The sequence below is a fragment of the Lachnoanaerobaculum sp. Marseille-Q4761 genome, assembly GCF_017565785.1.
In the GTDB taxonomy this organism is placed as follows: Bacteria; Bacillota; Clostridia; order Lachnospirales; family Lachnospiraceae; genus Lachnoanaerobaculum.
In genome coordinates this window covers 892,401-905,117 of the sequence record NZ_JAGEKB010000001.1, presented here as the reverse complement: position 1 = coordinate 905,117, position 12,717 = coordinate 892,401, and the positions used below count along the sequence as shown (strand labels likewise).

10 protein-coding genes are annotated in these 12,717 nt (G+C 33.2%); 3 read left to right on the top strand and 7 right to left on the bottom strand.

Annotated elements, in window-relative coordinates:
* Nucleotides 1–5: 5 nt before the first annotated feature.
* From J4O15_RS04190 to J4O15_RS04175, 4 genes are all read right to left on the bottom strand, one after another.
* Nucleotides 6–1,112 carry a glycoside hydrolase family 172 protein gene (locus J4O15_RS04190; RefSeq protein WP_009220300.1) on the bottom strand — a complete coding sequence of 369 codons (1,107 nt, stop codon included), beginning with the start codon at nucleotides 1,110–1,112 and terminating at the stop codon, nucleotides 6–8.
* 21 nt (nucleotides 1,113–1,133) lie between these two features.
* Nucleotides 1,134–1,988, bottom strand: coding sequence for a carbohydrate ABC transporter permease (locus J4O15_RS04185; RefSeq protein WP_009220301.1), 855 nt, complete (start codon nucleotides 1,986–1,988; stop codon nucleotides 1,134–1,136).
* A gap of 12 nt (nucleotides 1,989–2,000) precedes the next feature.
* A complete protein-coding gene (locus tag J4O15_RS04180; protein ID WP_009220302.1) occupies nucleotides 2,001–2,873 on the bottom strand; it encodes a carbohydrate ABC transporter permease in 873 nt (290 codons plus the stop codon).
* A gap of 87 nt (nucleotides 2,874–2,960) precedes the next feature.
* Entirely contained in the window at nucleotides 2,961–4,226 is a 1,266-nt protein-coding gene (locus J4O15_RS04175; protein ID WP_009220303.1) for an ABC transporter substrate-binding protein, read from the bottom strand.
* A gap of 192 nt (nucleotides 4,227–4,418) precedes the next feature.
* Here J4O15_RS04175 and J4O15_RS04170 point away from each other — a divergent pair, with 192 nt between their 5' ends.
* The 3 genes from J4O15_RS04170 to J4O15_RS04160 all read left to right on the top strand — a co-directional run bounded on the left by J4O15_RS04170 (nucleotide 4,419) and on the right by J4O15_RS04160 (nucleotide 9,446).
* Entirely contained in the window at nucleotides 4,419–6,035 is a 1,617-nt protein-coding gene (locus tag J4O15_RS04170) for a sensor histidine kinase (protein ID WP_243761955.1), read from the top strand.
* Between the two features lie 158 nt (nucleotides 6,036–6,193).
* Nucleotides 6,194–7,519: an IS1380 family transposase gene (locus tag J4O15_RS04165; protein WP_208099554.1), complete on the top strand. Its 1,326-nt coding sequence runs from the start codon at nucleotides 6,194–6,196 to the stop codon at nucleotides 7,517–7,519.
* A 325-nt stretch (nucleotides 7,520–7,844) separates the two neighbouring features.
* Nucleotides 7,845–9,446, top strand: a complete 1,602-nt coding sequence (locus J4O15_RS04160; protein ID WP_208099816.1) for a helix-turn-helix domain-containing protein — start codon at nucleotides 7,845–7,847, stop codon at nucleotides 9,444–9,446.
* A gap of 59 nt (nucleotides 9,447–9,505) precedes the next feature.
* Here the strand turns inward: J4O15_RS04160 and tpiA are convergent, their stop codons facing one another.
* The 3 genes from tpiA to gap form a co-directional block, all read right to left on the bottom strand.
* Entirely contained in the window at nucleotides 9,506–10,255 is a 750-nt protein-coding gene (gene tpiA / locus J4O15_RS04155; RefSeq protein WP_009220306.1) for a triose-phosphate isomerase, read from the bottom strand.
* Between the two features lie 55 nt (nucleotides 10,256–10,310).
* Nucleotides 10,311–11,525, bottom strand: coding sequence for a phosphoglycerate kinase (locus J4O15_RS04150; RefSeq protein WP_009220307.1), 1,215 nt, complete (start codon nucleotides 11,523–11,525; stop codon nucleotides 10,311–10,313).
* Nucleotides 11,526–11,603: 78 nt separating this feature from the next.
* Nucleotides 11,604–12,635 (bottom strand): type I glyceraldehyde-3-phosphate dehydrogenase, encoded by a 1,032-nt coding sequence (gene gap, locus J4O15_RS04145; protein ID WP_208099815.1) that lies wholly within the window; start codon nucleotides 12,633–12,635, stop codon nucleotides 11,604–11,606.
* Nucleotides 12,636–12,717: the final 82 nt, after the last annotated feature.

Sequence of the window (12,717 nt, the reverse complement as noted above, 5' to 3'; positions counted from 1 at the left end):
ATCTCCTATCTTGGACGCCTGCCTTCTCTATTTGCAAGAGGTAGGAATGATGAATGAGGTTCTGTTTGATACCAATATGCTACACTTGCAACATCATCCTGTCTTTCAAAAAGACCTCCATGTCCGACACCGATTTGCTGTATAGTAACCTTTAAATCTTCATCAAAGCATATAGGGTCCTGTATATGCCACCTGTAGAATCCCCTCATCGGCAGGCAATCATCATTGTGGTAATCATTGTGAACCAACTCATCATGTGATGAGTAGTAAGGATATCCCAAATATGAGGTACTGTAATTTTGTTCAACTGTTTTTCCATTTATCTGTTTTGCAAAACTCCATGAACCTCCAAAATAATCTTCGGTTCCTGTACCACAAATTGTAGGGTATTCTATATCTCCATCTATGTAAAATTTTACTTCTCCCTCTCCCCACCAATATCTTTCCAGTGTAGTTAATGAAATATATGTTCCAATATAATGTCCCTTTCCTTTTACATTGTCCAATATTACATAATCTTTACCTAAAGTTGTAACTCTTTCTCTTCTCCACTGAGCATGAAAATATGCAACATCATTAGGGAAATTATCTACAACACAATAATCAATCTGATAGAAAAATGCAGGTATCGGGTTTGGATGCTGGTTTTCCAAAGTTATTTTTGCTCTTTTCTTAAAAGGCATTTGAAAATAACTATTCATTCCTCTATTTGGAACTACTACAATCGGAATTGAATTCACTATGCACTCTCTTGCAAATCCACAGCAAAAGAAGTCTCCAAGCGGACTCTCTACGGAAGGAGTTTCCTCATCATCCCAATATATCCTTATAACAAGATCACTTAAAACAAAACAATCCGCTTCTGTTGTTTTATTTGTAACCGTAATCCATATATGATTTATTATACCCGGACCCTCTATATCTGCAAGTGTTACAGTTTCACCACTTGGTATATCCTTCAAACACGGACTTCCTTTTCTTGAAGGTCCCAAATTGCTTGATGCCATCCCGCCTTTACCTTTTTCTCCTGTAGGATTTTCTGCATTTATTGCTCTACTTTTTCTGTTCTTTAAAATTGCTAAATTTCCTAAACTTCCATATAAATCGTACATAAACTTAACTCCCTATCTAAATTAAGATTTAACACCGCCTGCCATAATTCCATCCATAATCTGCTTTTCAAAAACAGCAACAAATATTATTATCGGTAAAAGTATTATCCATCCCATAGCACTAACTAAATCCCACGGTACTCCATACATATTATCCCTTAAAGGAAGTTGAACTATAGCTACAGATAAAACCTGAATTCCGTTGGAATAATATAAAGGTGTAAAAAAATTATTTAAACAATTTATAAAATTAATAATACATACTGTGGCAATAGCAGGTTTCATCAAGGGCAATATTATATAGAATAAAATCTGTATAAAATTTGCTCCGTCTATAGCTGCCGCCTCTTCCAGAGAAACAGGTATTTTACCGACAAAATTATTTAATATCAAAACTGTAAAAGGAATAACAGAACTTACATATAACAGTATCAACCCTTGGTATGTATCGAATAATCCTACCTTCTTCATAAATTCATATAAAGGTCTTGCAGTAACCACCTCAGGTATAAGTAAAGTGGCAAGTATAAATGCAAACGCTACACTTATCCATTTTGAATTAAATCTTGAAAATCCATAGGCTGCCATTGTACATAATATAGTACTCACTATTAATGTGCTACCCACTATTATTACTGTATTTCCTATTTTACTTAACAACCCTACATTTTCAATAAGAAATTTATAACTGTCAAGTGTAGGATTATTTGGCAAATAATCTATAGGCTTCTTAAATAATTCTCCTGCAGGAGTAATTGATGATATAAAAATCCAATATACAGGAAATAAGATAAAAAATGCAACCACTATAAATAATAACCATCTGCTTATAGATAAACATTTTTTATATATTTTATTTTTAGTATTACTAGTCATATTCTTCTCCTATTATTCACTGTATTTATTCATAACCCTGATATTAAACCAACTGAATAAAGCCATTAAAATAAAAAGCATGATAGCTAAAGTAGAAGCATACCCTATATTCAGGTTTGTAAAAGATTCCATTGCTATACGATAAGCTATCAATGATGTATCTTCTCCGGGTCCTCCGGATGTCATTGCATATACCAAATCAAATGATGTTAATCTCCATAATGTAAATGGTATACATAATGTAATAATATTCCTTATAATTAACGGTAATGTGATTTTAAAGAATATTTGAAAAGCATTTGCCCCATCTACTTTAGCTGCCTCATAAATATCTCCTGAAATGAACTGAAGCCCTGATAATACTAATATTGCAAAAAATGGCAAATCTTTCCACAAATCCATTGCTATAACAGCAATACGGGCAGATCCGGTATTTATTAACCAATTGAATTGAAAACTCGGTATAAATCTTCTAATTAAATCATTTACCAATCCATAATCATTATTAAATCCCCATTTGGCCGCCATTCCTATAACTACTGCCGGCATAGCCCAAGGTATCAGTACTATTGTTCTTAAAAACCTCCTGCCTCTAAATTTTAAATTAAGTATTAATGCAAGTATAGTACCTAATATAACATGAAAGAACATTGAGACAATTACAAAAATAGAAGTAAATTCAATAGAAGAAATCACCTTATCATCTTTAAATACATCTATATAATTTTTAAATCCTACGAACTCGTTTATACCTGACAGAACTTTAATATTATACATACTATTTTTAAAAGTGATTATTATGGGATAAATTGTAGTAAATCCCCTTATAAAAATTACAGGTAAAATCAAAATTACAGGTATATAGCTCTTTTTGCCTATATTCAAAATATCTCCTCCTATAAATAAAATGAGTACTACAGTAATATTGTATTTTTATAAATTCCTATACTGTAGCACTCATTGGATTATATATTATTTATATTTATCTACCAAATCCTGTGCTTTTTTGCAAAAATCATCTACTGATATCTCACCCTTCATACAAGACTGATAAATTGTTCCCATATCTGTGATAAACTCCATAGTTTGCGGAAGCATTGGGCGTCCTTGTACATTACATTCTGAAGCGTATCTGCTGTACATCTCCTTTGCAGGATCACTGTCAGGAACCACCTTTTTGGCAACATCTTTTCTTGCAGGATAACGATCAAAAGCCTTATAAGAAGCTTCCATTCCGCCCTCAGATGCCATATACTTTAAAAATTTTATTGCTGCTTCCTTATTTTTTGATGCAGAATTCAATACATAACTCCATGAATCTGTAAATATAGCTCTATTACCATCATCTGTCATTGAGGGCACCATAGCCATATGAATCTTGTCATCACCGAGCATACCTGCTTTCTGATAATCGGATCCAAGTCCCCACATAAACCAACAACCATATTTTCCATCATTTGCCTTAGGATTCATCTGCTCATATTTATCAGCAATTTGATCAATAGGAGTTTCATTATTTTTTACCATATCATATAAAAATTGTATTGCTTCCTTATTTTCAGGTCTTGTCCAATCAAAATAATCACCACCAAACATATTTACAAATTGTGCTATTTCATTAAATACATATGTCTTTTCCCAAGATCCACCATATCCATATGTACCGTTTCCTGAAGCAGCTGACATATATTTTTTAAAATCTTCCTTTGTATCTATAGCAGTTATTCCTGCATTATCCATTATTTTTTGATTTACCCAAAAAGCTAAATATCCTGAATATCCCGGAACTCCTATAATATTTCCCTCTTTGTCAGTAATCATCTGTTCCAAATATCCCTTTGCAAATTCACCACGAATATCATCTGTCATAACTGTATCATTAAGTCCATCAAGCCAACCTGAATTTTTAAATGATGCACTCATTTCATCATTAATTTCCAATATATCTACGCTTGAATCACCTGTAGATAGTATAGTTGTGATTTTTTGCTGTCTCGTATCTGAGTCTGTAGGTGCCGCAATTACATTAATCTTTAATCCGGTAGCATCTTGAACATTGTTTAACCATTCATCAAAATCAGCATCTGTAGTATTGATACTATATAATGTCAAATCATATTTGGAATTTCCACCGTTTTCCGAGTTTCCGGTTGACTGTGTTGTTCCGGATCCACAGCCCACCAACAATCCTGTTAAAAGTACTGTACTTAACATTACACTTTTTAATCTTTTATTCATTTTTCCTCCTTATTGTCCCTAAAATACTTCACTTATACATATATGACATATGCTTTTGATAATTACATCATAGTAGAATTTATTATTTTCAAAAATACAATTTATTATGATTCATTTATATTATTTTTATTTATATTGTTTTGTCTTTTTTCACAGTCTATAATTTGTTTATACGTTTACAAGGAGGTTCTTATGACTGTTATAAGATATGTTAAAAATTTTATATTTTCAAAATATCATCATAGATTGATTTTTTCTTTTTTAATTTGTACTATGCTTCCTCTTATTTTAATGGGCTCTGTATTGTACAGTATTACACATAAAATTGCAGGTGACAGCATACTAAATTCCGTTATACTTGCAGACGATCAACTAAATATAAGAATCAATAACAGATTAAATCAAGCTCAAAAAGTATCTGGTACAATTCAATATGATATGTACTCATTAATACAAAAAATGTCTGACAGTCGAGAAGATTTTGCAATAATTTCAAATGTTAGGGACAATATTTCTCTATTGAAATCAACTTTTGATTTTTATCATATTGACATTTTTTTAGATGAAAAAAATATTGCAGCTTCAGAAGGACTTTTTTTTCATCCTTTATCTGATTTAAGAAAAAAAGACCTTGAAGATATTATAAATTCCAATCAAAAATGGATTTATAAAAAACAGTACCCTCTTCCTTATGTTATTGATAATACTAAAAATCCTCAAGATGTAATAGCTTGTTTAAATGTATTAAATAATCAAGTTTCCGGTAATACTGAATATGTTTATTTGGTACTCTTACGTACAGATGAACTTTCCCAAATGCTGCAAGACAGTGTTGATTTAACCGGCTATATAATAGATAAGAATGGCACTGTTATTTCACATACAAGCAAGGAACTTATAGGTAATAAGATAAATAATATTGATTTAAATATAAATTCTGATAATACTATAATTGAGAATAGCAGCTTGTATTATCATATAGTTATTCTTGATAATGGATGGTATCATATAACTGAAATTCCAAAAAATTATATTTTTAAGCATATATACACATTACTCAGAACATTTCTTATAATAATATTTTTATCTGTTCCAATAATACTATCGGTTATTTTTTTTACTTCAATAAATTTAACTGATAGAATTAGTAAACTGTCATCTGCTATGGATAATTTTAAACTTGGTAATAAAAGTATTGACTTGAATTATATGTCTTCATTAGATAATAGCGAATCTTTTGATGAGGTAGATAAACTTGGACTGACATTTTTAAATATGCAATCATCAATTAATAAAAATATGCAATCCATTTTGGAACTTACTTTATCGGAAGAAAAGCTTAAATACCAGCTTCTTCAATCCCAGATAAATCCTCATTTTTTATATAATATTTTGGGAACAATACAAACTTGTCAAACAATAGGAAAAATAGATATAGCCAATCATATGATTAGCAACCTTACTCGTTTTTATAGAATGTCACTTAGAAAATCTGATGAAAAGATAAAAATAAAAGACGAATTGGAAATTTCTAAATTATACCTGGAAATGGAACAACTTTGTCGTCAAGATACACTTAGCTGGACTATAAATGCTGAAGACGGTATAGAGAATTTTTTAATATGTAAGTTTACATTACAGCCGTTTTTAGAGAACTCAATTTTACACAGTTATTCATCTGAACATCCAAATATACATATCAATATAGATGTGTGTTATGGAGATGATGAAGTGATTATTACTATAGAAGATAATGGCTGCGGTATTCCGAACGATAAGTTAAAACAAATCAGATATAAATTAACCTAGATTATTCATGGCAACATCATGAACGTGGCTGAAAGCCATATAATTACTATATTTTAACAAAATATTGCTTTCACCTAGTAAGTGAATAAAAAAAGAGCGTCCATTTGTGGTAAAATTAAGGTGCTAAAACTCAATATAATCACACAAAGGAGCCCTTTATGAGTATTGTAAACACCTTATCACTTGAAAGCAATAGAAAAATTAAAATTAATTTCGATGGAGGAGATTTATCCTCCGATGCAGGCTTACTTCTTATAAAAGAATTCGTAAGTAAACTTGGCATTGACAAACTTTTCTGTAAATCATTTAAGACCAATGATTCTGCATTATTCCGTTATCACACTGATAAAGAAAACCTTCTTCAGATGATATATATGATCATTGCAGGCTATTTTGAAGATGATTCTTCAGATGAACTTACAAATGATCCTGTGTTTAAAGCAGTGCTAAATAAAGACACTTTAGCATCACAACCAACCATTTCAAGATTTCATAATCGAATGGATGAGGATTCGCTGAAACGGTTCCTTTCAATAAATCAAATTCTTCGAAAGAAAGTTTATAGCATTCAGATGCCGGAAGCTATCATTTTGGATTTGGACTCAACACTTCTTAATGCCTATGGCAAACAGGAAGGCAGAGCATTTAACTTCCACTATCAAAATAACGGTTACCATCCACTTGTTTGCTATGATGGAATCACAGGAGATTTGATTAAAATTCAGCTTCGTGACGGGACTCAGTATTCAAGCACAGGAGTTGTGGACTTTCTGCAGCCTATACTTGATGAATATCTTGAAGGTTTTCCGGAAATTAAACTTCTCCTTCGTGGAGATAGTGGCTTTGCAACACCCGGTTTATATAAACAGTGTGAAGAAAACGGTACCGGCTATGTAATTCGTTTGAAAGAAAATGCTATACTTCGTGATAAGGCATCATATCTTGTAGATGAACTTGATGAAATCACAAAAAACAACAAAGTAGATTATGCTGTGGTTTATGGTGACTTCATGTATCAGGCAGGTCCTTGGCCTTATGAAAGACGTGTTGTCTGTAAAGTTGAAAAGCCTGAAAACCAAATGACTTACATGTATACATTCATTGTTACAAACATGGAGTCATCCCCTGAATATCTTATCAAGTTCTATTGCAAAAGAGGCTTGATGGAAAACTTCATAAAGGAAAGTAAAACAGGTTTTGACTTTGCCTCTGTCAGCAGTCATACAAGGATTGTAAATGCCAACAGGCTTCAAATACATGCACTTGCTTATAATATATTTAATTGGTTTAGACGATTGGCATTATCTGCAAATATGCGAAAACAACGCATTGATACTGTCCGTCTAAAACTGCTAAAGATTGCTGCAAAAGTAATTCGTTCAGCAAGATATATGACATTCAAGCTGTGTAGCAGTTGCCCATATAAGGATGAGTTCTATGAGACTATATCCAATATCAGCAAGCTATGTATACAGCTTGAATAACAACTAATAATGAACCTTGAGAGCTTAATAACTACTCAAAAACACTACCTAGGGGAAGTCTGCCCATTTTTAGATGTATTAAGTCAGTTATAGCGTCATTGGTCAAGTTTAAAGATTTATAGCACGGTAATTAACTAAAATATTGTACCGTGAATAATTCAGGATTAAGTAATCATATAGTAGACTACAATCAACATTTCGGTATTTGTAATGTTAACAAAAGAATTTCAAATACTGATTTTGGAAATGGAATTGTCCTAATTGAAAGTGAAGAAAAAAAAGGTACAAAAATTATAATTAAATATGCACAAATGGAGGATTTAGCTTGAAAAAGGTAGTTTTAGCTGATGATAATTATCTTGCTTCAGAAGGTATAATATTAAATATTGACTGGAATGAATTGAATGCTGAAATAGTTTTAATTGCAAAAAACGGACAGGAAGTACTTAATTATATAATTGATAATCATGTGGATTTAATAATAACAGATATTGAAATGCCGAATTTAAATGGAATATCTCTAAGCCGTGAGGCTATAAAAATTAATCCCTATATTAAAATAATCTTGATTAGTGCATATGATAAATTTGAATATGCAAGACAGGCTGTCAGTATTGGAGTTTGTGATTATATTGAAAAACCTATAGATTATGATTTCTTATATAAAAAGATAAAAAGTTCCTTTGATATAATAGATAGGGAGCAGCGTAATATGTCTATTGTAAAGGAAAGCAGAAAACTTATGATAACAAAATTTTTCCAGGAATTATTATATTTTTCAACTGATAAAACCTTAGGATATTTTGATAAATATATAAGTTATCTGGAATTGGATATAAATTATTCTCATTTTAATATAATAAAAATGGAGATAGAGAGTTCTTCCATATTTGAAGAAAATAACGGAGTTTTAACATTTCAAACGGAAATACTAAATATATCAGATGTGTTCCTAAGTAAATGTAAAATTTTTGATAATGTATATTATATACAGGACTTAAATAATTTAATATTTATCTTAGCACAAAACAGTAAAACGCCTGCACATTTTCAGTATGTAATCCATAATACAATTTCATCTTTTATAGATAATTATAAATCTCCAATCTTAAATATAAATGTTGGAATTGGGACTATTGTTGATAGTATATTGAAGCTTCATATATCATATGAAAATGCGTGTCATGCTCTTAAATATAGGTTTTTTTATCCTAACCAAAGTATATTTGATGCAGTTGAAGCTACCGGTAAGGAATTCAGCTTATTGTCCACTTCAGATTCATATGATGATGAACTTATTGGACTTCTGTGCAAAAAAGATAATTCTTCAATTGAAGAATGGCTTAAAAATTTCTTTGATAATTTATCAACAAAATATAAAAATAAAAATATTATGTTTATACGTATATATTCTCTGCTTGGCAAAATATTGAGATTTCTATATGAAATAAATATTGATACTAAGGACTTAGAAGAAAGAATAATATCTGTATATAGCCGTTTTGATACATTTCATACATATGAGCAATTTTTCTTATGGATGAGAGAACTTTGTAATTTGGTATGTGATAAACTAAACTTTTCTCTTAAGTCTTACCATGAACATACATATGAATTGGTAGAGAATTATATTAAAAATAATTTTGAGGATAACACACTTAGCCTGAATGATATAGCAAAATATGCAAATATGAGTCCATCTTACTTAAGTGCATTATATAAAAAAAATAACAACAAAAGTATAAGCGATACTATTACCTCATACCGTATTGATGCTGCTAAGGAGTATTTAATTAAAACAAACTTATCTTTAAAAGAAATAAGTATTAAATGTGGTTATGCAAACCAATATTATTTCAGCACCAGTTTTAAAAAACAATTAGGTATATCTCCTTCTAACTATAGAGAAAAATATTCATCTTTATAATTTATCATAAATACCTATGTGACCACTGAAGTTTCACATAGGTATTTATTTTATAACACTTATTTATAATTTACAATCTTTCCAAAATCAGGCTTAAGGCTTGCTCCACCTACAAGACCTCCGTCAATATCAGCCTCTGCAAAGAGTTCTGCGGCATTGGCTGCATTTACGGAACCGCCATACTGGATTCTTATCTTCTCAGCTACCTCACTGCCATATACTTCACATATACACTCTCTGATAGCCTTACAAACTTCCTCAGCCTGAGCTGTGGTAGCAGTCTTTCCTGTACCGATCGCCCAGATTGGCTCATAAGCGATAACAGCGTTTGCAGCATTATCCGCACTTACATTTTGGAATGCAATCTTTATCTGTGTTCTGATAAAGTCGATTGCTATACCCTGCTCTCTCTGTGTAAGAGTCTCGCCGCAGCAAATAATCGGTGTGATACCATGCTCAAATGCCTTAAGTACCTTCTTGTTTACGGTTTCATCTGTCTCTGCAAAGTATTCTCTTCTCTCTGAATGTCCGATAATAACATACTTTACACCTACATCCGTAAGCATATTGGGTGCTATTTCTCCTGTATAAGCGCCATTCTCTTCGTAGTACATATTTTCTGCACCGATCTGAATATTGCTTCCCTTTGCAGCCTCTATTGCCGGTATAATATCAATTGCCGGTACACAGAAAACAACATCTACTTCATCATTTGCAACTAAAGGCTTTAATTCATTGATAAGTGCAGTTGTTTCTGAAGGAGTCTTATTCATCTTCCAGTTACCTGCAATAATTTTTCTTCTTGCCATAATATTCTCCGTTCTTTTTGGGAAAGCCTTGGCAATCCCCTATATTTTAAAGATTTTATCTATTGTCGGCTGCCGCTACACCCGGTAATTCCTTACCCTCTAAGAACTCAAGTGAAGCACCGCCACCTGTTGAAATATGAGTCATTTTATCTGCAAAACCGAGTCTCTTTACAGCATTTACAGAATCTCCACCACCGATAACAGTTGTAGCATCCTTAAGCTCGGCTACGGCTCTGCATACCTCAAGTGTTCCCTCTGCAAACTTCTCAAACTCGAATACTCCCATAGGTCCGTTCCATACTACAGTCTTTGCACCTTCAAGAGCCTTCTTATAATTCTCTATTGTCTTAGGTCCGATATCAAATCCTGACCATCCTGCATCTATAGTATCAACTACCTTTGATTCTGTATCATTTGAGAATTCCTTACCCTCTACATGGTCTACAGGAAGTAAAAGGTTTACTCCTCTTTCCTTAGCCTTATTTACCATCTCAAGAGCGTAGTCAAGCTTATCCTCTTCACAAAGTGAGTTTCCTATCTCCTCACCCTTTGCCTTTAAGAATGTATATGCCATACCTCCGCCGATGATAAGTGTATCCACCTTCTCAAGGAGATTGTTTATAACATTGATCTTATCTGAAACCTTAGCTCCACCAAGGATTGCCACGAATGGACGAACAGGATTCTCTACAGCCTCTCCGAGGAATTTGATCTCCTTCTCCATAAGATAGCCTACTACATTCTCTTTACAGAACTTAGTTACACCTACATTTGAGCAATGTGCTCTATGTGCCGTACCGAATGCGTCATTTACAAAGATATTGTCATCACAAAGTGCTGCAAGCTCTTTTGCGTACTCTGTCGCATCATCTTCCTTGCCATACTTTGTTTCTTCAACTCTGTAGCGTGTATTCTCCAACAAGAGAACTTCTCCTTCAGCAAGTCCTGCTGCCAAAGCTTTTGTTTCCTCACCTGTTACCTTAGGATCTGAAACAAACTTTACATTTACTCCAAGTCTTTCTGAAAGTGCAGGCGCTACAGGTGCAAGGCTAAGCTCAGGTAAAGGCTCACCCTTCGGTTTTCCAAGATGTGAACAAAGAATCACTTTTGCACCGCCGTCAAGAAGCTTCTTTATTGTAGGTATTGCACCGTCTATACGGTTAAAGTTCTGAATAACTCCGTCCTTTAACGGAACATTAAAGTCGCAACGAACCAATACTTTCTGTCCCTTTAAATTCTTTAAATCATCTACTGTTTTTTTATTAAGCATAGTCTCTCCTTAATTAAATAAAAAAGGCGGTCCGGTCCAATATGACCGGACCGCCTTGGTCTCTTATAGTATTTATATTTATGCTAATTCAGCAAAGTACTTGATTGTTCTAACCATCTGTGATGTGTAAGAATTTTCATTGTCATACCATGAAACAACCTGAACCTGATATAAATCATCAGCTATAGGTGTTATCATTGTCTGTGTTGCATCAAATAATGAACCGAACTTCATACCGATAACATCTGATGAAACGATCTCATCCTCTGTATATCCGAATGACTCGGATGCAGCAGCCTTCATTGCAGCATTGATATCTTCTTTTGTAAGTCCTGCCTTCTTTACAACAGCTGTAAGGATTGTTGTAGAACCTGTCGGAACAGGAACTCTCTGTGCAGATCCGATAAGCTTTCCGTTAAGCTCAGGGATAACAAGTCCGATAGCCTTTGCAGCACCTGTTGAGTTAGGTACGATATTTGCAGCACCTGCTCTTGCTCTTCTAAGGTCACCCTTTCTATGTGGTCCGTCAAGAATCATCTGATCACCTGTATAAGCATGGATTGTGCTCATGATACCGCTCTGGATAGGAGCAAGCTTGTTGAGTGTATCAGCCATTGGAGCAAGACAGTTTGTTGTACATGATGCAGCTGAAATAACTGTATCAGTTGACTTTAAAATCTTCTCATTTACGCTGAATACAACTGTAGGAAGATCATTTCCTGCCGGAGCTGAAATAACAACCTTCTTAGCACCTGCATTGATATGTGCCTGTGACTTCTCCTTTGATGTGTAGAATCCTGTACACTCAAGTACAACATCTACTCCGATCTGTCCCCATGGAAGCTTGGAAGCATCCGCCTCTTTGTAGATTGTGATCTTCTTTCCGTCAACAGTGATTGAATCCTCACCTGCCTCTACTGTGTGCTTTCCTTCTCCGATATGACCGGCAAAACCGCCCTGTGCTGTATCATACTTTAAAAGATGTGCCAACATCTTAGGATCTGTAAGATCATTGATTGCTACTACTTCATATCCGTCAGCCTCAAACATCTGTCTGAAAGCAAGACGACCAATACGACCAAAACCGTTAATTGCTACTTTTACTGACATTTTAGTTCCTCCTAAAATTAGTACTTAATATGATGTTTACCCCATTTGATAATTATTCATCAATTATTTCCAATTGTACAAA

Excerpts from the sequence above, each read along its gene's own strand:
- J4O15_RS04190 (WP_009220300.1), bottom strand. The coding sequence starts at position 1,112 with ATGTACGATTTATATGGAAGTTTAGGAAATTTAGCAATTTTAAAGAAC.
- J4O15_RS04185 (WP_009220301.1), bottom strand. The coding sequence starts at position 1,988 with ATGACTAGTAATACTAAAAATAAAATATATAAAAAATGTTTATCTATA.
- J4O15_RS04175 (WP_009220303.1), bottom strand. The coding sequence starts at position 4,226 with ATGAATAAAAGATTAAAAAGTGTAATGTTAAGTACAGTACTTTTAACA.
- J4O15_RS04170 (WP_243761955.1), top strand. The coding sequence starts at position 4,419 with ATGACTGTTATAAGATATGTTAAAAATTTTATATTTTCAAAATATCAT.
- J4O15_RS04165 (WP_208099554.1), top strand. The coding sequence starts at position 6,194 with ATGAGTATTGTAAACACCTTATCACTTGAAAGCAATAGAAAAATTAAA.
- tpiA (WP_009220306.1), bottom strand. The coding sequence starts at position 10,255 with ATGGCAAGAAGAAAAATTATTGCAGGTAACTGGAAGATGAATAAGACT.
- J4O15_RS04150 (WP_009220307.1), bottom strand. The coding sequence starts at position 11,525 with ATGCTTAATAAAAAAACAGTAGATGATTTAAAGAATTTAAAGGGACAG.
- gap (WP_208099815.1), bottom strand. The coding sequence starts at position 12,635 with ATGTCAGTAAAAGTAGCAATTAACGGTTTTGGTCGTATTGGTCGTCTT.